This is a genomic window from Oleiphilus sp. HI0061 (assembly GCF_001635675.1).
The window spans coordinates 1-21444 of sequence record NZ_LWFE01001200.1; the positions used below are offsets into that span (position 1 = coordinate 1).

Consider the following 21444-nt stretch of genomic DNA (forward strand, 5'->3'; position numbering starts at 1 on the left):
TACTAAGAAAAGTTTCTGGGGCAAGCCTCTTGAGTTCTTAAAGGCAACTAAAGACATCTCAATAAAACTAAAAGCAGGCGAAACTCTTGGTATCGTCGGCGAAAGCGGCAGCGGAAAAACCACCCTCGGCCTCGCTTTACTTAGACTTCAGCAATGTGAAGGTGAGATATTCTTTGAAGGTAAGCCCACTCACAATCTTGACCAACAAGCATTCCGCCCCTTCCGAAAAGAAATGCAAATTGTCTTTCAGGACCCCTATGGCAGCCTCAGTCCTCGCATGTCAATTATGCAAATCATTAACGAGGGCTTAGAAATACATAACATTGGAACTCCTGACGAACGAGAACAAATAATCATTAAAGTGCTCGAAGAGGTCGAACTCGACCCGGGCATGCGCCATCGTTATCCACACGAGTTTTCCGGTGGACAAAGGCAACGAATTGCAATTGCACGAGCGCTCGTCCTTAAGCCCAAGCTAATAATACTCGACGAGCCAACATCTGCTTTAGATCGTACTGTCCAAAACCAAGTGATAGATTTGCTGAGACACCTTCAGGAAAAGTACCAAATCGCCTACTTATTCATTAGTCACGACCTCGCAGTCGTACGAGCATTAAGTCACAGAGTATTAGTTATGCGCCATGGAGACGTTATCGAAGAAAACGACTGTGAAACTCTTTTTGACGCACCTCAACATGACTATACAAAAAACTTATTAGATGCGGCCTATTTTTATTCATAAAAATATCTCAGCAAGTGGTATATTCTTAACATCAGCATAGATTAATTGCGAGCTACCTTCTCGCTTAGACAGCACTTTCAATTGGTTCCAGGTAATAGATTATGGGTTTCTTAGCAGGTAAAAAAGTTCTTATAGTTGGCATTGCAAGCAAGCTATCGATTGCAACCGGTATCGCTAATGCCTTTCACCGAGAAGGCGCAGAAATAGCGTTAACCTATCAAAACGAGAAGTTGAAAAAGCGAGTTGAAGGGTTTGGTGAAGCATGGGGATCAAAGCTAATTCTACCCTGCGATGTTGCCGACGACGAGCAAATTTCTCAGGTCTTCGAAGAGATTGCTAAGGTGTGGGATGGCATTGATATAATCGTGCATTCCGTAGGCTACGCTCCCGCCCACGAACTAAACGGTGATTATGTTGATGTAACCACCCGTGAAGGTTTTCAAATCGCTCATGATATTAGCTCTTATAGCTTTGTTGCTTTGGCGAAAGCAAGCCGTGAGTTAATGAAAGGGCGAAATGGGTCATTACTAACCCTAACCTACTTAGGCTCAGAAAGAACCTTGCCAAACTACAACGTAATGGGCTTGGCAAAGGCCAGTCTTGAAGCAAACGTTCGTTATATGGCCGGTAGCCTTGGGCCTGAAGGAACGCGTGTTAACGCCATATCAGCTGGCCCCATTCGTACATTGGCTGCATCCGGCATTAAGAACTTCCGAAAAATGCTATCTGAAAATGAACAGCAAACACCACTTAGACGTAACGTGACTATTGACGAAGTTGGCAATGCTGCTGCTTTTTTATGCTCAGATCTAGCTAGCGGAATTAGCGGAGAAGTATTATTTGTTGATGGTGGCTTTAATACTAGCGGCATGCGTTCACTAGAAGAAAGCTAAACCGCTTAGATAACTGCTATTTTAAGGACTACGTCACTGAAAACGGTAAGCACATACTGGTAGTCTATGCAGTCCTTGAGAAGTGCTTTTGTACATGCCTTGTACATCTTTGTGCGACGTTTAATTTTTGTGATGGATACGTATAGTGGAACGTCTTTTTTACCGCATTAGGCTTGCTTTTGTCCTATTGACATTTACCTTCGCCCTAAGTCTAGGCGGCTGCGCAAACATCAAGCAGGCGTCTCAATCTTCGACCTCCTTGTCTAATTTTCTTGGCTTTTCCGAGCTACCTGACTGGTACATTACGAGCAAGTATAGTTATAGTGACTCCCAGTGGATCGAAAACGACTTTAATACAAAAATCCATTATCGCGACGTAGGCGAAGGCCCTGTAATACTTCTACTTCACAGCGAACTTTCCTCACTTCATGCTTGGGAGGATTGGATCGACATTCTGAGTAATGACTTTAGATTGATCGCAATAGACCTGCCAGGATCAGGGCTTACTGGCGCACCACACTGTGTTTCTGATAGTACAGACACTTGCGCCGAAAATTTATCGAGCGATTACATTGTCCACACACTTGAATACTTTATTGAAGATCTTGGCATAAATAAATTTTCGCTTATTGGCAGTTCCTACTCCGGTTATTTGGCCGCACAGTACGCGGGTCTGCAGCACCCCGAAAAATTGGATAAGCTTGTACTAATTAGCCCTAAAGGATTCCAACAAGAGTTACCATGGATACTTAACTATGCCACAACGTCTGGCATGGATATATTCAGCAAATACATACAACCCTCAGGCGTTATCACTGAAATTGTTCAAGACTTTTATGGTCTGGAAAAACCATCGCGCGCCGTAACCGAGAGGTATCTGCACCTTGCCCAAACTGAAGGTACCCACGCGACCAACATCAAACAGCTGAAACTTGTCCGTGCTTTAATGGAGCATGGCATGCTGCTCGATCTCAGCGAAATTGAAGTTCCTTCGCTTATCATGTGGGGTCAGTCCGATAAGTGGGGAGACCCTAGCCATGCGCAACGCTGGCATAAGGCGCTGCCTAACTCAACCTTGGTCACCTATCCAAACTACGGCCACGCGCTAATGGAAGAAGGTAAAGAACTAACGGCTGCTGATGCTGCGGCATTCATTAACGAAGAACCTGTACCAAGCCTTAATAACGGTGTAGGCAATGGCCTATCAATCGAAGACCACTTGAACGAATTTGACAAAGACTCACTGTTTGGCACAGAGCTTGAAGAAATGGAAGACGCGGAGTAGTTCAAAAGCCTTACGTATTAGTTAAGGTATTTTGACATCAGAAACTTCCAATCTACTATTTCAGTCCCATCGGAATCGTAAAGTAGTAAGCCGGTTAGATAATCAGACTTATATGGTTTTACCCATCTCACTTCTGCGGTTAACCTGAAGTTTTTATTTTGTTCTGGCAGATCAATTATAAGACTGTGAATAGCGCCTTGCGTTAGAGGTTCATCGACATAGGCTTGAAGGCCATTCGCGGACAAATCAACACATTCACATTGTACAACGTGAGCAGGTCTATCATCCCCAGGTTCACGTGACACTGTTTCAATATAAATATCTGCATCAACGTTCAAACGCGCTTCTACTCGCTTCTCATCAATATCAAAGTACTTTTTTAAGTCTTCATCATTCATGCTAGTAACCATTTTTATTTTGCCATACGCAATCGGCTTACAACCCTTTGCAAGCTGTCTTCAAATTCTGCTCCGTCGCTCAAAAATTCCATTTTGTTTGTCACAACAAGGTCCACAAGGTCAACTTCTTTATATTCCTTTTTCTTAATCCCGAGCTTATCAACAAAAATGAATTTACTACTCGCAGCAATCTTCACTACTAGCTTATAGCGCTCCGCTTGGTCACCAATCGTAAGTGAGACCCAAGCACCTATAGTCAATTTCTGTACTTTCGCTAGTGCTGATACTTCAAGTTGGGCTTTTTTCTTATCTTCGCGCCTTTTAAGTAGTTCTTTAGTACGTTCGGCAATTTCCTGCGCTCTCTTTTCTGCCTCTTCTTCGGCAAGTCGTTTTTCTTCGAGCAGTCTCTCTGCTTCTTCTTTCGCTTTCTCGGCGGCAGCGATTCTGGCTTTCTGCTGTGAATCAGCTACTCGCATCAGCCCCTTAACACAAGCATTAAACACAACAGAGAATGACTCCCCTTGCTTGTAAGGTTTAATCTCACCTTGATTGAGCAAGTGGTCTAACTCCTGACGGGTATATATGCCCGTTTTCATCCCCAAATAATTACCAAACAAAAACAAGCCAGCATAGTCAAAGCGGTTCAATAATATCATTGAAGGTGAACTAGCTTGGTCTGTACCCATTACAAACCAGTCACTTTCTTCAAGATTGAGTTTTTCTACCGAATCATTTTGAGGTACGGAGCTATCACCAACCTCATCTTTATATAATATTCTTGAGATATCGAAATGACTAAATTGTTCATTAAGTGTTATATCAGTCGGTACTGAAGTATAGGGAACAAAAGAATCGCAGAACTCTTGTTTAAGCAATGAAACCATACTTTCTTCTAAGGCATTGAATATGCTTTCGTCGTAAGCAATATTCGATCTATCAAGAACCTTCTTGAGATCGTCAACCAAGCTATCAGCTAACTGAAATAAAGCCTTGCCCTGCTGGCAAAAGGCCTTCATCAAAGACTGGGTCAATTTGTCGATTTCGGCATCCAGACGCACATGAAGACCGTCTTCGCATACCAAATGTACAGCCACACTGTTAAGCCAATAAGAATCCAGAAAGCACTGTAAACTCTCGGGAAGTTTTTTACGTGCAAAAACCGAATCAATGTAGCTTTGTGCACACCAAAAGCTGAAACGTTTCCAGCATAATTGAGACTCTGACTCGATTAGACGCTGAGTAACCTTTGTAAACTTTGAGCGTTGCTTATCTTGGAAGTCTTTCCACTTAAGTTCAGCATCCTCAATCAGCTCCAGGTTTGAATGGAGATTTGCTATTACTTGAGTGCTGACGTCATTCAATTGTTCAAGAAGTAAGTGCTTGGAACGCTCGGGGACGGCGCTCCAGCCAATACAGTCTGTAGCTATCAGTTCAAGCAAGCCAATGACAGAAGCAAGTATTTTCTTTTGGTCAACCCCTTCTTGCTGAAAAACTTTTTTTTGCTCTAGAAAAATGATCGTAAATAATGAAAAGCGCCAGACAGATAAAATGTTCGCAATTTCATGGGGGAAGCAATTCTTGCGGAGCCAAACGTCGAAGCAACGGTCCAAGATAAAAGCAATATTATTAACGCCACTTTTCTGTGCGCCTTCATAATGCTTCTTTAGATGATCTAACAAGCTCACTTCGTACTGACCTACTTCTAAGACAAAGTGCTGTCGAACACCCTCTAAATCTAGAGTTTTGTCGGTACTAGTGCCAAAATCCTGTAGATACTTAAGCTCAGGCACACGTAGCTTTTGACACAAAGCCCTCACAAAACTCAAGTCATTACTAAGGCGGCTCACGAAGAAATTACTGCATTAATTTTTTCCATACGCTTCATTATAGTTATCTATATTCAATACGCTGTAAAAAAATACATTTTTAGTTGCTCTACATCATTGCAATCCATCCCTGTATCCAGCAACATTACTTTTAATTTTTACAGTTCCGTCTATCGTTAGAAAAACAACCTTGGATAGCAGGTTTATTCTTGCACTAGAATTCACGAATCAAGCAGCCTAATAGTTTTTGGGATAAGTTGAGAGAAAATGAGCAACAAATTAGATAACGTAAATATCGCTTCTCACGAAGTGTTAATCACACCCGAGCAGTTAAAGAAAGAGATTCCACTTACAGAAAAAGCAATCGAATCTGTGACAAATGGGCGTCAGACAATTAACGATATTCTTGACCGAAAGGATCATCGAATTTTTGTCGTCATTGGCCCTTGCTCAATTCATGACGTTGATGCTGCTAAGGAATACGCAAAAAAGCTGAAAGCTTTGTCCGACAAAGTATCTGACTCCCTGTACATCGTGATGCGTGTCTATTTTGAAAAACCTCGAACAACTGTTGGATGGAAAGGTCTTATCAATGACCCTCACCTAAATGATTCATTTGAAGTTGAAGAAGGCCTGCATATTGGCCGCCAACTACTAATAGACATTTGCGATATGGGCCTACCTACCGCTACCGAAGCACTTGATCCAATCTCACCACAATACTTGCAAGATACAATTTCCTGGTCTGCTATTGGTGCGCGTACCACAGAGTCCCAAACACACCGCGAAATGAGTAGCGGTTTGTCAGTTGCAATCGGCTTTAAGAATGGCACAGACGGCGGCCTTGGCGTTGCGATGAATGCACTTAAATCTGCATCACACCCTCATAGCTTTTTAGGGATTAATCGCGAAGGACAAGTATCGGTAGTTCGCACTAAAGGCAACCCATATTCTCACGTTGTCTTGCGTGGTGGTGGCGGTAAACCTAATTATGACTCAGTTAACGTTGCACTATGCGAGCAGGAACTTGAGAAAGCAAAACTTAGTAAGAACATAATGATTGATTGCAGCCACGCAAACTCAAACAAAGATGCTAACCTGCAGCCACTGGTTATGCAGGACGTTTGCAATCAGATCATCGACGGCAACAAATCTATCGTTGGCATTATGGTTGAGAGCAATCTTAAGTTTGGTAACCAATCGATTCCTGAAGATTTATCTCAGCTTGAGTACGGCGTATCAGTTACCGATGCTTGTATCGACTGGGAGACAACTGAAAAATCGTTACTGGAAATGCACGAGAAACTAAAAGACGTGCTACCTAAGCGATAAACAGTTCAAACGATTTAAAGTAATAAAAAAGCCGCTCAATCTGAGCGGCTTTTTTATTGATAAGCACAAATGGTCACTCCAACCATTTCAGCTTATCGCGCAAGCTAACAACATCGCCAATAATAATTAAAGTCGGAGCGGCAACCTTTTGGTTCTTGATAATATCCACAATAGTTGACAGCGTTCCTTCATAAACCTTTTGATGCCTTGTTGTCCCTTTGGAAACCAGAGCTATAGGCTTATCAGTACGCATCCCATTCTCAATCAGAGATGAACAGATGGTTGCAAGCCCCGTTAAGCCCATATAAAAAACCAGGGTCTGATTCTCCTGAACTAATTCATGCCAGGGAAGATCACAAGTATCGTTCTTTAAGTGGCCAGTAACAAAACGTACCGATTGAGAATAGTCGCGATGAGTTAAAGGTATGCCTGAATAAGCGGAACAGCCCGATGCAGCAGTAATTCCTGGCACAACCTGGAAACTCACTCCCTCTTCTGCCAGCGTTTCTATTTCTTCGCCACCACGACCAAATATAAATGGGTCGCCGCCTTTCAAACGCAGTACTCTCTTACCCTGCTTTGCGTACTTAACAAGCAATTCGTTAATCGACTCTTGTGGGACAAGGTGATTTGAACGCTCCTTTCCAACATTAATACGCTCCGCATCATGCCTGACAAGCTCTAATATTGGTTCAGATACCAAACGATCGTACAAAACGATATCTGCCTGGCGAATCAAGCGCAAAGCCTTGAACGTTAATAAGTCGGGATCTCCGGGCCCTGCGCCGACCAAGTAAACCTCACCGTCATTACTTGGCGCAGTAGAAGAAAGATCTTCAATGGCAGACTCTAATAGGTCAACAGCGTCTTCTTCCTTTCCTGAAAAAACCAACTCAGAGAACTTACCTTCCAAGTGTTTTTCCCAAAAGCGCCTTCTCGCATTAATACCATCAACACCCTCACGTACCTGCTGCCGGTACTTTTTAGCGATCATCGCCATACGGCCAAAAGCATGTGGAAGGTTTGCCTCTAAACGACTACGAACCAAACGCGTTAAAATAGGCAATTCACCACTACTAGATACCGCGGCAATAACAGGTGAGCGGTCAATAATAGAAGGAAATACGAAATCACTAATATCTACTCGATTAACGACGTTAATCGGGATATTTCTCTGCTTAGCAGTCTTTGCTATAGCTTCATTAACAACCTTATCTTCAGACGCTGCGACAGCTAAGCTGATACGCCCCCAGACCAAATCATTATTAGGGCTCTCTGCAGTCAGCGAAACACGCTCTATGTCATTAGTTTCGACCAATGCTTTTAAGCCTTGATCGGTCAGAGTGTCTGTAGCCAAGCGTACTTTGCACTTGGTTTTAAGTAATACTTCTATTTTACGTGCAGCAGCTGCGGAGTCTCCGACCACAAGGACACGACTACCTTTTAAACTAAAAAAAAGTGGTAAAAAATCCATCGTGACTCCTCAGTTACAGACCGTTGATAAACTAAGCAATGACTTCAAGTCCGCCCATATAAGGAACAAGCACTTCAGGAACTTTAATCGAACCATCTTCTTGCTGATAGTTCTCCATCACCGCAATCATCGTACGACCGACCGCTAGACCAGAACCATTTAAAGTATGAACAAGTTGTGGTTTTTTCATTTCAGGAGAGCGGTATCGAGCCTGCATACGACGAGCCTGAAAATCCTTTGTATTACTGCAAGAGGAAATCTCACGATAGGCTTTCTGTCCGGGCAGCCAAACTTCAAGATCGTAGGTCTTCACAGCAGAAAAGCCCAGGTCACCACCACACAACAATACTTTTCGGTACGGCAAACCCAGCTTTTGTAAAATACCTTCAGCATGTCCCGTCAAGGCCTCTAGTGCTTGGGCTGAATCTTCCGGCTTAACGATCTGAACCATCTCAACCTTGTCGAATTGATGCTGACGAATCATACCGCGCACATCACGACCATAGGATCCAGCCTCACTTCTAAAACATGGTGTATGGCAAACAAGTTTGATAGGCAGCTTGGCCGAGTCGATAATCTCATCGCGAACAATATTGGTTGCAGGAACCTCTGCCGTCGGGATTAAGTAAAACTCTCTGTCTGCATGCAATTTAAATAAATCTTCTTCAAACTTCGGTAACTGACCAGTTCCGAACAATGAGTCACTATTAACAACGTAAGGAAGGTAGACTTCTTCATAACCATTTTCAGCTGAATGCGTATCAAGCATGAACTGCGCTAAAGCACGATGAAGCTTGGCTAACTGTCCGCGCATCACCACAAAACGTGAACCGGTCAATTTACTTGCAGTTTCAAAGTCTAATTGTTTATTGATGTCACCTAAAGCTACGTGATCTTTAACCTCGAAATCAAATTTTCCAGGCTCACCCCACTTTAATACTTCGACGTTATCATCTTCAGAATTACCTTCAGGCACTTCAGAGTCTGGTATATTAGGCATGCCTGCAAGCAAATCGTTTAACTGATCCTGCACTTCACTTAATTCCGCCTTTGCAGATTCTAAAGAAGCACCAATTGTATCCATTTCGGCAATTAGTGGCGCAATATCTTCTCCGGCCGCTTTGGCTTTACCAATCGATTTTGAGCGAGTGTTGCGTTCATTTTGAAGCTCTTCAGTCTTTGACTGTATTTGCTTACGCGACTCTTCTAGGGATGAAAACAAGTCTGTATCAAACTTATACTTCTTTATTGCCAGCTTTTCAGCGATTTCATTGGTTTCGGTGCGGACGAGTTTTGGATCTAACATAAATAAAATTCTTGCGTTAATGTTTAGTCGTTAAATTAGTAATGTTTTGGTATTTAATATTCTTAGAGGCTAGCGCGCGAGATCAGCACCCCGGCAAATAGCGCGACAATGCAAATCAGTGTTGTACCTATAATATAAAATGCAGCAATTAATATTTCGCCACGATCCAGCAATTGCCAGGCCTCAAGCGAAAAAGTAGAGAACGTCGTAAACGCGCCAAGAAACCCGGTCATAACGAAAGGCTTCATGTCAGCAGGAACGATACTTTTCTCAACGATATATACATAGGCAAAGCCCATCAATAATGAGCCTAGAATGTTCGCGGTCATAGTACCCCAAGGGAATGCTCGAGAGCCTACAAGGGAAACGAGCCCATAACGCGCAAGCGCGCCCAGGGCGCCAGCAACGGCGATCAGTAACAAGTGATTCATTAGAGATTTGAGGTTCCTTTATAACACTCGCAGAGTTTACCGCGAAAAGACGATAAAACACACCGAAAAAACGAATATTCCCACTCTAACCGGGCATTTCTTTTCGTTTAATTTCAATTAGCAAGCCCTCATTTATCTCTGTTAAATTACGAGCCCTGGCAACTTTTTCTACGCGGGATTTTACAAATGGCCTAATGAAAAAAGGGACCTTCTTCAAGCGTGCCTTTGCGCAACTGCGCCAAACGATTGCGCTTTCTGTCATCCTTTATCTCCCATACCTAATTTATTCAGATAATGTTAACAGTCTACCCACCTGACTGCTAACCCTCCCTGAGAGGTTTCCTTGAACTCTTCTGACATTGCCTCACCAGTTTGCTTCATCGCCGCAATACAATTATCCAAGGTAATTAAATGGCTACCGTTACCGTGCATCGCAAGTGACGCAGCCGCATAGGCTTTGATGGCACCAAATCCGTTCCGCTCTATACAAGGTACTTGAACAAGACCTTTTACCGGATCGCAAGTCATACCTAAATGGTGTTCTAGGGCAATCTCTGCTGCATTTTCTATTTGCCAAATAGTCCCCCCCATGACAGCACAGCAAGCAGCTGCCGCCATCGCTGAGGCAGAACCGATTTCCCCTTGGCAACCGACCTCAGCCCCCGATATAGAGCCAGTATCTTTAATTATCGCGCCGATGACTGTCGCAGTTAGCAGAAACTCTCGTGACTTAGATTCTGAAATCTCTTCATGCTTGGTTAGATAATAAAGCAATGCTGGGACTACACCCGCCGCACCGTTTGTTGGCGCGGTTACGACTGCTTGTCCCGCAGCATTCTCTTCATTGACCGCCATTGCGTATGCACAAAGCCAATCATTGACACTAGCATTACTGGGATTCGCGCTAAGATCGGAATATAACTTGTTTGCACGCCGCTCTAATAACAGTCCTCCGGGCAGTTGCCCATCAGCAGATAAACCACGTTCTATGCTTGCAAACATCGCCTCCTTAACTGTGCAAATATTTGCCTCAGTAACACTCTCAGCACTACTCATGCATTCATTTTCCATCTGAATTACTGCAAAGCTTTTATCTTCTTTCTCGGCGATAGACAGCAACTCACTCATGTTTGAATAGGTATGTTTCTGGCTGTGGCCGAACGGCACTTTACGCCTCCCTTTTTTCTCCTTTTGGCGCTTACTCTTATCGGCAAGTTCATCTTTAGTTAAAATAAAACCGCCACCAACGGAAAAGTACGTTTCAGACAAAATGACCCGTTCTTTCTCACCAGCACTTGATAGCGTAAAGCTGAAACCATTCGGATGTTCCGGGTACACGAGCTTCATATCAAACTCTATTCCCGACGCTGGGCCAAAGTTTACACACACACCTTGAACAATTTCGATAAAGTTTTTTTGCTGAAAACTATCAATCGCTTTTTCTAAATTACCGTTGAATGAAAGCTTAGCGGCCTGTGCCGGCGAATAGCCATTGAGACCCAGAAGGATTGCCGTATCTGTACCATGACCAATACCCGTATACGCTAAGGAACCTGTCAAGCGGCACCTAAGATTAAGGCGCTTGCCTTTAAGAAAGGTGGGATTTATAGCCTTTATCTTAGTGACGAAGTCCTTTGCGGCAATCATAGGGCCATTAGTATGAGAGCTGGAAGGTCCAATACCTAGTTTAAATAGATCTGTAATACTCGTGAACATAATACAACCTCACGCGTGATTTCTTTCTATGCAGGTAGCAACAAACCATAATCATCTTATTATAGCCTTAAACCCGTAACTCAGCCTGAACTTACAGCCTCATATAATAATTTATGGGTAGACACAGCCGATATTTGTCTATGACAAACAAACGATTAAGCCTTACAATGCAGCCGTGCTTATTATGGAGGATCGCTATGAAAAACTTATTCGACATCACCACGTCTACCCTTGCATCAACACTACGTGTTTGGCGTGGCACGTCAGCGAGCAAGGTTGCAATACAACCTGAGCAGGAGCTGGTTATATTCGACAGAGAAGGTTGCCCGGAATGTCGGTTTGTCAGGGAAGCACTGACCGAACTCAACCTTGATGCAATGGTAGCCCCCTGCCCAATCGGTGGGCGTGATATAAAAAAACTTGCACAAGAATCCGGCAGCCAGACGCTCCCAAGGTTATTCGACCCCAACACTGACCTCAATATTGCTGGCCGCGATGAAATTGTTACTTACCTATTTAAAGAGTACAGGGGCTTGGAAGTCCCTAAGCAACTCCGCCGCAGTTTAATGAATGATACGGCATCCAAACTGGCTAGTGTTTTACGTAATAATGCAGGTGTCCACGCGCGCCCTGCAAAAGCGGCTAAACTCCCATTGACGCTATATAGCTTCGAATCCAGCCCTTTTTCTCGTGTAGTAAGAGAAAAACTATGCGAACTTGAATTGCCATACTTACTGATCAATTTGGGCAAGCAGCAACTAGCTGATATGGGTCCGGCAAACTTCCGCTTCAGCATTGGCGCTTATCAACCATTAGAAAACACCAAGCGCGATGATTTCTTTAAAAAACATGGAAACGTGCAAGTACCGTTTCTTATTGATCCCAATACCGGAACAGAAATGTTTGAGTCTCAAGAAATTGCTCGCTATTTAGAGTCCACTTACGCGCAATAAAACGCGTTGACACAGCATATATAGCCTCTTATTTTCTTTAGTTAGCCATAAGCGCTAGTGTTACAACTTTAAAACCAGTAATATCCGGCGCTAATTTTGTTCCTTTGATACGGCATTACACCTCATGGCTAAACCTAAAAAACAACGACCGCTTTGGCACCCCTCATTTCTGCTTACCTGGCTCATTGTGTTTGTACTGTTCTCCATTGCACACCTACCCTTATTGTGGAAGCACTCTATTGCTAAAAAGTTGGGCAACCTCACTCACAATAAAATGAAAAGCAGAGTTAAGGCATGCCGACAGAATATTGATGCCTGCTTTCCAGAGTTAAGTGATAATGAACGCGAACAGTTGGTAAAAGATGTATTCACATCTACGTCTGAAGGCTTCATAGAAACACTTCAGTCCTGGTGGCGTGACCTTAGCCCTTATATGAGCAAGGTAGAAGTCTATGGCCTAGAACACTTAAAAGAAGCAGAGAAACGAGGTGGCGGCGTATTTCTTTTAGGTGGGCATTTTGGTATTTTCGATATTGCCCTGCCGTTTATCGCAGCACAACTTCAAAAACCTGGCTATATGTATCGACCCAACAACAATCCGGTAGTTGATTGGATGATTGAAAGTGGACGCCAGAGAAATGTTGATATTGAAAGCTTCCATAAAAGACAACTGAAAGAAATGATTCAGTTTATGAAAGAAGGCGGTGAAGTCTGGTATGCACCTGACCAGGATTTCGGCAAAAAGTGCGACCTTTTTGCTCCATTCTTTGGTATCGATGCCGCCTGTATATCGACTCCTAGCTGGATCGCTCGCGAATCTGGGGCAGCTGTCATCCATGTCTCGCAATACCGCCTCCCTAATGGCCGCTATGAAATCTACTTTTCTCCCATCCTTGAAAACTTTGGTGAAGACAATGAAGCCGATGCCAGAGCATGGAATAAGCTCTTAGAAGAGTCGATCCGAAGGCATCCTAGTCAGTATTTATGGCTACACAAGCGCTTTAAAACACGCCCCCCCGGTGAAGCTAAATTTTATTAGCACACAAACTTCGCTTACAGCGTCTTCGACGCTACTGCCATGCTCAACACGCACTGTTATAAAATCAACAATAAGCAAAGAATTCCTTACAGCTACGCCTGCCAGAGCAATTACATCTATCATTGTAGCTGCAGAAAAGCTTTGCCTGAGCAGCCAATGACTTGGAAAAACACCAATTAACCCCAGCGGAATAAATACCATCACCAAAAGGTGGGAGACGAAAGGATTAGTAACAAATACCTAGACAACATCAGAAGACGCAATTGATCAATAAACTACATATTCGGTTTGCGATTAATTCAGGAGCTTCATGCCAAACTTTACCGCTCGAAAAGACAGCCACACAAGCCTAGGGAAAACGCTGAGGAGACATAAAAGCTAAATTTGTATCGAAACTAGCTTTGCTTAAAGCACTTTTCGGAACTCAACTGATAAATCGCATATACTTAGCTACAAATTACGCTTTTTGAGAGACTCCATTGTCATCTTTTCTTGATTTACTATTGTACACCTCAAATATTACCTTACCCATTTTTATCATTGTATTTCTAGGGTGGTTCCTTCGACGAACAAGCTGGTTAACTGAAAGTTTCATCAATTCCGGCTCAAAACTCGTTTTCACCATCGCATTACCCGCTCTGTTATTTATCAAAGTACTGGAATCTGACCTATCAGCCGTTTTTGATACTAGGCAAGTTATGTTTGCTTTGCTTGTAACTGTAGCTGGATTCCTAGCCTGCTGGCGGCTAAGCGGCACGATGAAACTTCTACCAGAAAATAGAGGCGTTTTTGTACAAGGAGCCTTTCGTGGAAATATGGGTATCGTTGGCCTAGCACTTTGCATGAACATGTATGGCGATGAAGGTTTAGCTGTCGGCTCTATTCTACTGGCTTTTTTAACACTGCTTTATAATGTCCTGTCTGTCTTTGCGCTGACATTACCGTTCCATTCAGATAAACGTTTTGATTGGCTATCGATGGCAAAAGACATGGCGAAAAACCCGCTGATCATCGCCATTGTTACAGCACTTGTGCTTAACCTCCTGCAGTTAGAGCCACCAGCCATCATTATGAAAAGCGGCGAGTACTTTGCAAACATGACTTTGCCTCTAGCATTGATTTGCGTAGGCGGTTCGATCAAGTTAAATGAATTAAAAGATAGCAATCATCTTGCATTAAAAGCAACTTTACTGAAGCTTGTTGGATTGCCATTGCTGTTCACCCTTGCCGCCTTAGTGATGGGTTTTAAAGATTTAGCATTGGGTACTTTGTTTCTTATGTTCGCAAGCCCCACAGCTACAGCGAGTTTCGTAATGGCTAAGGCCATGCGAGGCAACGCCGAATTGGCCGCAACGATTATCGCTTTATCCACCGTACTGTCACTATTAACAGTAAGCACAGGAATATTTGTACTGCGGGCATTAGGTTTGGCCTAAGCGTGCCTCGTCTTTGTTAAATTGATCCTTCAGGGCTTAACGCCCTACGAAGACCGCATCACGACGCTCGATAAATGACTGAACTCCCTCATTCATATCTTCTGACTCAATGACGGGCTTTAAGCTAGGAAAAAGTTGCTTTATGGCCGATGCCTCGCCTTCTTGTCTTGCAAGCTTAGATGAAGTCAAGCTTCCACGTACAGCCAAAGGAGCTGCCTTAGCGATCTTCTGTGCTAGCGCTAAGGCACATTCTAACTGCTTCCCTGGCTCACATATTTCCTGAATCATTCCCATGCGATACGCATCAGCGGCCGACCACTCGTCACCCGTGAGTAAATATCGTTGAGCATTGGCCCAACCCATTTCATTCTGTAACCGTATCGTTGCCCCACCACAGGCAAACAAACCACGCTGAACCTCCAGCTGAGCAAAGCGTGCATTCTCCGAAGCAACTCTGATATCTGTATTGAGCATCATCTCAACCACCCAGGTATAGCTATAACCTTGCACCGCCATAATAACAGGCTTCGACAAGCTTGGGCCTGATAATGCAAAGGGGTCTATGGTTCTCTCAGGCAAAGGCGGCAAGCCTCCTGATTTAAGAGGCTCTAACCAATCAGTGAGCTCCAAGCCAGCTGAAAAATGTTCTCCCTCTGCGTAAAATACGGCAACACACAAATTATTATCATGCTCCAGCTGGTAATAGGCTCGTGCAATATCGTGATACATTTCGACCGTTAGCGCGTTATACTTTTCCGCTCGATTAACCTTGATCAATAAGATCGAACCTCTTACATCGACTTCAATATAGCTCACTTTTTCCTCCGCTTTCGAATTTGGTTTATGTCTCAAGGTCTAGAACCAGTTTGGCTGCATTTCAAAACAGGTATCGTCTCGCCCCAAAAGTAGATCTGCTTCGTGCTTAGCTAATGGTAATTGCCATTTAATATAATATTGAGCAGCCTGGAGTTTGCCACGGTAAAACGAAAGCTCTTCATGGTTTGCGGGCTCAGTTTCGGCAATCCCCTTTTCTGCCGCTAAGGCCTGGCGTAACCACAGCCACGACACCACCACGCGAGCAAACATCGAAAGGTAAGAACTGGCATTAGATAAGGTCAAGTCAGGAGATTCTTTCTGAAGGTCAGCGCCTAATTGCATAGTAACCCTATGCACTAGTGACAAATGTTCTTCAATTGTTTGCGCCCACGCTTGAAGCCTTTCACTGGATTCTTTAGCACGAGAAAGGTCTAAATTCACCTTAGAGACCAGAACTTGAAGTCCTTTACTGTTGCGCTGCCATAGCTTGCGACCCACTAAATCCAAGGCCTGGATACCATTCGTTCCTTCATGAATTGGGTTTAACCTATTGTCGCGCCAATATTGTTCGACAGGGTACTCTCTGGTATAGCCTGCACCGCCAAGCACCTGAATCGCTAGATCATTCGCTTTTACACCAACTTCGGAGCTCCATGATTTGATCACGGGTGTCAGTAAGTCCAGTAAGAGCTCTGATTTTTCTCTTTCGTCTGCATCAGGGTGTGTATTGACATCATCTAATAAGAAATAACCAAACAGGCATAGTGACATTGCACCTTCAACGTATGCTTTTTGCTCTAACAGCATTCGACGCACGTCGGCGTGCTGGATAATCTCAACAGGCTTGTCATCCGCCTTTTGGCTCGCCAAGCGGCCTTGTAAGCGCTCATTTGCATAAGACAGTGAACTCAGATACCCGCGATAGCCAATCATCGCGGCACCCATCGAAACGCCTAATCTCGCTTCATTCATCATTTGGAACATATAGCGAAGGCCCTGGTGCTCTTCGCCTATCAGATACCCTACACATTCATTGTTATCACCAAATGAAAGCATGGTCGAGGTCGTACCGCGGTAACCCAATTTATGAATGAGCCCAGCTAATGCAACATCATTACGATCTGCCGGTTTACCATCGTCATCCAATCTATATTTAGGAACCAGGAACAGCGAGATTCCTTTTACGCCCGATGGCGCACCGTCAATTTTAGCCAAGACAAGGTGAACAATATTGTCGGCCATTTCATGATCGCCACCCGAAATGTACATCTTATTTCCTTTGATCAGGTATTGACCTGCGGTGTCTGATGCTTTTGCTCGGGTTGTGATATCGGCTAAAGATGACCCAGCATGAGGCTCTGTCATTGCCATGGTGCCAGTGAACTTACCGGCTAACATAGGGCTTAAGAAATTACCTTTTAGCGCATCCGAAGCATAAGTTTTGATTAAATTGGCTGCGGCTATCGTTAAAAATGGATAACCCGCTGATGAAGCGTTAGCACTTGTGAAATACCCCATACACGCAGCCATAATAACTTCTGGCAACTGCATCCCACCTAACTCGTAGTCATCTCGCCCTGCAAGAAAGCCTGCTTCAGCCAACGCATCAAAGGCCTCTTTTACCTCTGGCAGAATGCTTACCTTCGCACCATCAAAACTGGGCTCATTACAATCTAGTTTGGCATTATGGTTAGCAAACTTATCCTCAGCAATTTGTCTTGCTGTAGAGATCGCTGCATTAAAGGTTTCAACATTATGTTCATTAAAACGAGCGCGCTCAGTAAGTGCGGCGGTTTCAAGCACTTCATACAACTGAAACTGAACGTCTCTTTCATTTAATAAATCGGTTTCCATGCCTTACAAGCCTCTTAATGATGAATAGGTTATTTACCTATCACTGTCTCATATCGAGAGGGATTACATAACTGGCTTTTATGACTTAAACTATGCCGTTTATGCCACCAGTATTCTTGGATACACAACAATGAAGCAAGTCACCATTCTCGGGTTTGATTACGCCTTTGCTACAGCAATTATCGGTATGGCAGATTTACTCGCTTCGGTTGGCGTTACTTGGAATTACATTCATGGAGATAAGCTATCCAGACAATTCAATGTCGAAATTGCTAGCTTAAACGGTGGTAAAATTCGGTGTGCTAATAATATTGAAATCAATGCGCATAAAACCATTGAAGAAATCAGTTCAAGTGACCTGCTTGTCATACCGACCATCGCTGGCGATATTGCTCAGACACTGGCTTTAAATAAAGCAGCACTCCCATGGATCAGAAAACTATATGAAGGTGGCTGCGATATCGCATGTAATTGTACCGGCGCTTTTCTGCTTGCCGACACAGGCATGTTAGATCACAAAAAAGCGACGACGCATTGGGGCTTCGTCGAGCAGTTTGCACAGAAATTTCCAAAGGTAGACTTACAGCCGGACCAGTTAATTACAGAAGATGGGCAAATATTTTGCTCTGGTGGCGGCACGGCCTGGTTTGATATGAGCCTGTTTCTGATTGAGCGCTATTGTGGCTATGAACTCGCGCAAGCTAGCTCCCGGTCATATGTTTTCGACATTGGCCAAGATAAGGTTAGTAGCATTAAACGTATACCCGGCAAACATTACCACCAAGACAAGCAAATCATAAGCTTACAAAACTGGCTAGAACATCACTTTGCTGAAGACTTTTCAATCGACGAACTTGCCGAGCGTATCAACATGACACCAAGGACATTCAAACGCCGCTTTAAAGCGGCTACCAGTGATACACCAATCACCTACGTACAGAAGCTTCGGATTGAATCTGCCAAAAGGATGCTAGAAGGCAGTAAAAAGTCTTTAGAACAGATCACCCAAGAAGTCGGCTACAACGATATGTCTTCTTTTATTCGCCTGTTTAAAAAACATACATCTATGTCTCCTGGCGCTTTTCGTGTTCGTTTTTCACGTAGGCCTGAAGTGCCGAGCTAACAACTTGGAAGCACAGGGCCTGTGCAGCAAGAACGCTAGTCCTTTCTGAGAGGAAATTTCTATCGATTATTCACGAGAGGTACAGCAGACAAATAACCAAGGCCAATCTTAGTTTACCAAACGAGACCTTGTCAGAGTACTTGGTTACAAGGCTGGGTACTTGGATACTCCGGTCTATTTATTTCACTAGAGTCTGAACCATTTGATCAAACAGTAAAATCAAGAATAGAGTTGAGAAGATATTTCTAGAAACTAGACAATGATTTAGCGTAGGAAAGTTTTCACTTATTTCTGGAAGAAATAAATGGCGGTGAGCCAGGGATTCGAACCCCGGGTGGGCTATTAACCCACGCTGGTTTTCAAGACCAGTCCATTCAACCACTCTGGCAGCTCACCGCAATTGCTTTCATGTCGAAAGCGAGGTGTATACTAATGATTTTTTTAGCGGTGTCAACGATTTATTTTTAAAGTTTTTGAGAGTTGAATTTTCTATACTCGCCACTATTATAGGCATGTAAATGTAGTATTATTCTAACTAAACATACTTGGTTTAAAACGGAGCATTACATGCAAGATAATAGACATCCACAAGCTCAGGCGGCTCACACTCAAGGTGATAACCTCGCCAATATTATGGGTGCTAATTCGCAAGCGGCTTTAGGTGCTGATGTTTCATCGGTACTTAAGAACACATACATGCTATTAGGTTTAACGCTGGCCTTTTCAGCTGCCGTTGCCTATATCGCAATGGTTATTAACGCGCCACACCCTGGCATGATCATAACGCTGGTTGGTTTTTACGGTTTACTGTTCGGTATTCACAAAACGGCTAACAGCGGCATGGGTCTTGTACTTACCTTCGCACTGACAGGCTTTATGGGTTATACAATTGGCCCCATCCTTAGCATGTTCATTGGCGCAGGCGCTGGCCACTTAGTTGCTAACGCACTTGGCTTAACCGCATTCGTATTCTTTGGTCTTTCGGCTTATGCCTTGATCACACGTAAAGACTTTAGCTTCTTGGCAGGTACGATTACTGCTGGTTTCTTTGTTCTTTTAGGTGCAATGGTTATTGGTATCTTTACCGATATCGCGGGTTTACAGCTAATGATCTCTGCGGGGTTTGTACTTTTCTCGTCTATGATCATTCTGTATCAAACCAGTGAGATCATTCACGGCGGCGAAACAAACTACGTTCTAGCTACCGTGACACTATTTGTGTCGATCTATAACTTGTTCCTAAGCTTGCTTCAGCTACTCATGGCATTTAGCGGGGACGATTAAGAAATAAGCAACCCTTTAAAGCCATGCCTTGGTCTGTACTAAGCATGGCTTTTTTAGTTTTTAGCCCTTTAAAATATGAACATATCTGTATTAGTCCTTAACGCTCCCTACGATTCACAGTCGTCTTACAGCGCTTATCGATACACTAAAGCTGCCCTTCAGAATGGGCACAAGCTTTCTCGCGTCTTCTTCTATCAAAACGGTATTCATAGCGGTACTAAACTCGCGACACCACCACAAGACGAGTTTGATCTTTATAAAGCCTGGCAAGACCTTGGTACCAAGCACAACCTTGACCTGGTTATCTGTATTGCCGCCGCAGCACGCCGAGGCTTGATCGATAACACAGAGCAAGCTCGCCATCAAAAGGACGCAAACAATCTCGCTGAAGGTTTCGAGCTTTCCGGGCTTGGGCAACTAGTAGAAGCAATGGCCGTTTCTGACCGCTTCATAACCTTTGGAGCTTAAACAGAGGCAAGATGGATAAGAAATCTATACTCATTATATTAAACTCAGCCCCGTTCGGCTCCAGCGATGCAAAAGAAGCTCTCGACCTTGTGCTGGCTGCGGGTACCTTCGAGCAAGATATCAGCCTGCTACTCGCAACTGATGGCTGCTATCTATTATTGGAAGATCAAGACCCTGCAAACATACACCAGAAGAATATTCGCCAAATGATGAAAGCGCTTGCTATTTATGGTGTAGATAAAGTGCATATAGATAAACAAGACGCTGAAGACCGAAACATCCCGTTAAGCGATTGCTCACTTGCGATAAGCGAACTTAGTAAAGCACAAGTAAGCAATAAGCTTAACGATTCCGACATTATTTTAAGATTCTAGCTTCTTGGCCCCACTTTATGACCCTGCATATACTGAACAAACCACCCTCAGAAGTCGCTGTGAACCAGCAACTTTCAGACACGATCCTGGACGGTGACTGCGTAGTACTCATTGAAGATGGGGTTTTCCAATGCCTGGGAACCTCGTCTGAAGCCAGTCAATGGTCTTGTATTGCCGCGACGATTTTTGTACTGACTGAAGATGCCTTGGCTAGGGGTGTAAAAATCCCGGTAGACTATTGTAAAATTGATTACAATGACTTGGTTGAACTTACCATCAAGCATGAAAAAGTGCATAGCTGGTATTAAATCTAGCCTTTGCTAAACACATATTATGAGCGATCAAGACACGCTAAAAAATATCCAGTTTGATGAGCAAGGTTTTCTAGTAAACCTGGATGACTGGTCACGCGACATTGCTGCGGCAATAGCCCTGCAGGAAGGCTTAACGCTAACGCCCGGACACTGGGAAATATTAGACGCCCTGCGCAGCTTTTACCTCGAATACGATCTCTCACCTGCTATGCGCATTCTTGTTAAGCATATAAAAGAGACCTTAGGGGAAGATAAAGGAAATAGCATCTATTTGATGACCCTGTTTCCGGGAAGCCCCGCAAAGCTAGCCAGTAAGATCGCAGGCTTACCCAAACCAACCAATTGCCTATAAACTTACCTTTTTTAAGGAAGTCGACCCC

At 43.7% G+C, this 21444-nt stretch carries 23 protein-coding genes and 1 tRNA gene; 13 read left to right on the forward strand and 11 right to left on the reverse strand.

Translation table 11 applies throughout. The features are described 5' to 3' along the window. The 3 genes from A3735_RS18570 to A3735_RS18580 all read left to right on the forward strand — a co-directional run. Positions 1–742: ATP-binding cassette domain-containing protein (locus tag A3735_RS18570; RefSeq protein ID WP_156499749.1), on the forward strand; the 742-nt coding region annotated here is incomplete at its 5' end. 101 nt (positions 743–843) lie between these two features. Continuing rightward, positions 844–1635: an enoyl-ACP reductase gene (locus A3735_RS18575; RefSeq protein WP_068509078.1), complete on the forward strand. Its 792-nt coding sequence runs from the start codon at positions 844–846 to the stop codon at positions 1633–1635. A 145-nt stretch (positions 1636–1780) separates the two neighbouring features. Further along, positions 1781–2920 (forward strand): alpha/beta fold hydrolase, encoded by a 1140-nt coding sequence (locus A3735_RS18580; protein WP_068509080.1) that lies wholly within the window; start codon positions 1781–1783, stop codon positions 2918–2920. A gap of 17 nt (positions 2921–2937) precedes the next feature. On the opposite strand, the gene A3735_RS18585 is transcribed toward A3735_RS18580, so the two are convergent. Together A3735_RS18585 and A3735_RS18590 are read right to left on the reverse strand one after the other, a co-directional pair. After that, complete coding sequence (locus A3735_RS18585) at positions 2938–3318, reverse strand: PilZ domain-containing protein (RefSeq protein ID WP_068509088.1); 381 nt, start codon at positions 3316–3318, stop codon at positions 2938–2940. Between the two features lie 14 nt (positions 3319–3332). Continuing rightward, entirely contained in the window at positions 3333–5165 is a 1833-nt protein-coding gene (locus A3735_RS18590) for a DUF1631 family protein (RefSeq protein ID WP_068552758.1), read from the reverse strand. A gap of 246 nt (positions 5166–5411) precedes the next feature. Between A3735_RS18590 and A3735_RS18595 the strand changes: the two genes are divergently transcribed. Further along, on the forward strand, positions 5412–6476 hold the full coding sequence (locus tag A3735_RS18595) for a 3-deoxy-7-phosphoheptulonate synthase (protein ID WP_068509085.1): 1065 nt from the start codon (positions 5412–5414) through the stop codon (positions 6474–6476). A 73-nt stretch (positions 6477–6549) separates the two neighbouring features. Here the strand turns inward: A3735_RS18595 and cysG are convergent, their stop codons facing one another. The 5 genes from cysG to A3735_RS18615 form a co-directional block, all read right to left on the reverse strand. Continuing rightward, positions 6550–7950, reverse strand: coding sequence for a siroheme synthase CysG (gene cysG, locus A3735_RS18600; protein WP_068634485.1), 1401 nt, complete (start codon positions 7948–7950; stop codon positions 6550–6552). Between the two features lie 31 nt (positions 7951–7981). Beyond that, positions 7982–9256, reverse strand: coding sequence for a serine--tRNA ligase (serS, locus tag A3735_RS18605; protein WP_068515108.1), 1275 nt, complete (start codon positions 9254–9256; stop codon positions 7982–7984). 62 nt (positions 9257–9318) lie between these two features. Beyond that, a complete protein-coding gene (crcB, locus tag A3735_RS18610; protein ID WP_068515105.1) occupies positions 9319–9687 on the reverse strand; it encodes a fluoride efflux transporter CrcB in 369 nt (122 codons plus the stop codon). Positions 9688–9772: 85 nt separating this feature from the next. Next, positions 9773–9949: a PCP reductase family protein gene (locus tag A3735_RS32615; RefSeq protein WP_082865032.1), complete on the reverse strand. Its 177-nt coding sequence runs from the start codon at positions 9947–9949 to the stop codon at positions 9773–9775. 35 nt (positions 9950–9984) lie between these two features. Beyond that, positions 9985–11403: an L-serine ammonia-lyase gene (locus A3735_RS18615; RefSeq protein ID WP_068515102.1), complete on the reverse strand. Its 1419-nt coding sequence runs from the start codon at positions 11401–11403 to the stop codon at positions 9985–9987. A 197-nt stretch (positions 11404–11600) separates the two neighbouring features. Between A3735_RS18615 and A3735_RS18620 the strand changes: the two genes are divergently transcribed. Continuing rightward, the gene (locus A3735_RS18620; protein WP_068507339.1) at positions 11601–12356 is read left to right on the forward strand and encodes a glutathione S-transferase N-terminal domain-containing protein; all 756 of its coding nucleotides are present in this window, start codon (positions 11601–11603) and stop codon (positions 12354–12356) included. A 124-nt stretch (positions 12357–12480) separates the two neighbouring features. After that, on the forward strand, positions 12481–13395 hold the full coding sequence (locus tag A3735_RS18625) for a lysophospholipid acyltransferase family protein (protein WP_068515098.1): 915 nt from the start codon (positions 12481–12483) through the stop codon (positions 13393–13395). On the opposite strand, the gene A3735_RS32620 is transcribed toward A3735_RS18625, so the two are convergent. Next, positions 13345–13602, reverse strand: coding sequence for an efflux RND transporter permease subunit (locus A3735_RS32620; protein ID WP_197469648.1), 258 nt, complete (start codon positions 13600–13602; stop codon positions 13345–13347). The genes A3735_RS18625 and A3735_RS32620 overlap by 51 nt on opposite strands. A 272-nt stretch (positions 13603–13874) precedes the next feature. Between A3735_RS32620 and A3735_RS18630 the strand changes: the two genes are divergently transcribed. Continuing rightward, positions 13875–14831, forward strand: coding sequence for an AEC family transporter (locus A3735_RS18630; protein WP_068515095.1), 957 nt, complete (start codon positions 13875–13877; stop codon positions 14829–14831). Between the two features lie 36 nt (positions 14832–14867). On the opposite strand, the gene A3735_RS18635 is transcribed toward A3735_RS18630, so the two are convergent. Together A3735_RS18635 and A3735_RS18640 are read right to left on the reverse strand one after the other, a co-directional pair. Continuing rightward, positions 14868–15647 (reverse strand): crotonase/enoyl-CoA hydratase family protein, encoded by a 780-nt coding sequence (locus A3735_RS18635; protein ID WP_068515092.1) that lies wholly within the window; start codon positions 15645–15647, stop codon positions 14868–14870. Positions 15648–15686: 39 nt separating this feature from the next. After that, entirely contained in the window at positions 15687–17501 is a 1815-nt protein-coding gene (locus tag A3735_RS18640) for an acyl-CoA dehydrogenase (RefSeq protein WP_068515089.1), read from the reverse strand. A gap of 130 nt (positions 17502–17631) precedes the next feature. Between A3735_RS18640 and A3735_RS18645 the strand changes: the two genes are divergently transcribed. Then, positions 17632–18624, forward strand: a complete 993-nt coding sequence (locus tag A3735_RS18645) for a GlxA family transcriptional regulator (protein WP_068515087.1) — start codon at positions 17632–17634, stop codon at positions 18622–18624. A gap of 305 nt (positions 18625–18929) precedes the next feature. On the opposite strand, the gene A3735_RS18650 is transcribed toward A3735_RS18645, so the two are convergent. Then, a tRNA-Ser gene (locus A3735_RS18650) sits at positions 18930–19020 on the reverse strand. A gap of 237 nt (positions 19021–19257) precedes the next feature. Between A3735_RS18650 and A3735_RS18655 the strand changes: the two genes are divergently transcribed. From A3735_RS18655 to A3735_RS18675, 5 genes are all read left to right on the forward strand, one after another. Beyond that, positions 19258–19908 (forward strand): Bax inhibitor-1/YccA family protein, encoded by a 651-nt coding sequence (locus A3735_RS18655; protein WP_068509429.1) that lies wholly within the window; start codon positions 19258–19260, stop codon positions 19906–19908. Positions 19909–19983: 75 nt separating this feature from the next. Continuing rightward, positions 19984–20376, forward strand: coding sequence for a sulfurtransferase complex subunit TusD (gene tusD / locus A3735_RS18660; RefSeq protein WP_068513642.1), 393 nt, complete (start codon positions 19984–19986; stop codon positions 20374–20376). 11 nt (positions 20377–20387) lie between these two features. Continuing rightward, on the forward strand, positions 20388–20750 hold the full coding sequence (tusC, locus tag A3735_RS18665) for a sulfurtransferase complex subunit TusC (RefSeq protein WP_068509772.1): 363 nt from the start codon (positions 20388–20390) through the stop codon (positions 20748–20750). 17 nt (positions 20751–20767) lie between these two features. Continuing rightward, the gene (gene tusB, locus A3735_RS18670; RefSeq protein ID WP_068513640.1) at positions 20768–21058 is read left to right on the forward strand and encodes a sulfurtransferase complex subunit TusB; all 291 of its coding nucleotides are present in this window, start codon (positions 20768–20770) and stop codon (positions 21056–21058) included. A 25-nt stretch (positions 21059–21083) separates the two neighbouring features. Next, positions 21084–21416, forward strand: coding sequence for a TusE/DsrC/DsvC family sulfur relay protein (locus A3735_RS18675; RefSeq protein ID WP_068513637.1), 333 nt, complete (start codon positions 21084–21086; stop codon positions 21414–21416). The last annotated feature ends 28 nt before the right edge of the window (positions 21417–21444 follow it).

Excerpts from the sequence above, each read along its gene's own strand:
- A3735_RS18575 (WP_068509078.1), top strand. The coding sequence starts at position 844 with ATGGGTTTCTTAGCAGGTAAAAAAGTTCTTATAGTTGGCATTGCAAGC.
- A3735_RS18585 (WP_068509088.1), bottom strand. The coding sequence starts at position 3,318 with ATGAATGATGAAGACTTAAAAAAGTACTTTGATATTGATGAGAAGCGA.
- A3735_RS18595 (WP_068509085.1), top strand. The coding sequence starts at position 5,412 with ATGAGCAACAAATTAGATAACGTAAATATCGCTTCTCACGAAGTGTTA.
- cysG (WP_068634485.1), bottom strand. The coding sequence starts at position 7,950 with ATGGATTTTTTACCACTTTTTTTTAGTTTAAAAGGTAGTCGTGTCCTT.
- serS (WP_068515108.1), bottom strand. The coding sequence starts at position 9,256 with ATGTTAGATCCAAAACTCGTCCGCACCGAAACCAATGAAATCGCTGAA.
- crcB (WP_068515105.1), bottom strand. The coding sequence starts at position 9,687 with ATGAATCACTTGTTACTGATCGCCGTTGCTGGCGCCCTGGGCGCGCTT.
- A3735_RS32615 (WP_082865032.1), bottom strand. The coding sequence starts at position 9,949 with ATGACAGAAAGCGCAATCGTTTGGCGCAGTTGCGCAAAGGCACGCTTG.
- A3735_RS18615 (WP_068515102.1), bottom strand. The coding sequence starts at position 11,403 with ATGTTCACGAGTATTACAGATCTATTTAAACTAGGTATTGGACCTTCC.
- A3735_RS18620 (WP_068507339.1), top strand. The coding sequence starts at position 11,601 with ATGAAAAACTTATTCGACATCACCACGTCTACCCTTGCATCAACACTA.
- A3735_RS18625 (WP_068515098.1), top strand. The coding sequence starts at position 12,481 with ATGGCTAAACCTAAAAAACAACGACCGCTTTGGCACCCCTCATTTCTG.
- A3735_RS18640 (WP_068515089.1), bottom strand. The coding sequence starts at position 17,501 with ATGGAAACCGATTTATTAAATGAAAGAGACGTTCAGTTTCAGTTGTAT.
- A3735_RS18645 (WP_068515087.1), top strand. The coding sequence starts at position 17,632 with ATGAAGCAAGTCACCATTCTCGGGTTTGATTACGCCTTTGCTACAGCA.
- A3735_RS18655 (WP_068509429.1), top strand. The coding sequence starts at position 19,258 with ATGGGTGCTAATTCGCAAGCGGCTTTAGGTGCTGATGTTTCATCGGTA.
- tusD (WP_068513642.1), top strand. The coding sequence starts at position 19,984 with ATGAACATATCTGTATTAGTCCTTAACGCTCCCTACGATTCACAGTCG.
- tusC (WP_068509772.1), top strand. The coding sequence starts at position 20,388 with ATGGATAAGAAATCTATACTCATTATATTAAACTCAGCCCCGTTCGGC.
- tusB (WP_068513640.1), top strand. The coding sequence starts at position 20,768 with ATGACCCTGCATATACTGAACAAACCACCCTCAGAAGTCGCTGTGAAC.
- A3735_RS18675 (WP_068513637.1), top strand. The coding sequence starts at position 21,084 with ATGAGCGATCAAGACACGCTAAAAAATATCCAGTTTGATGAGCAAGGT.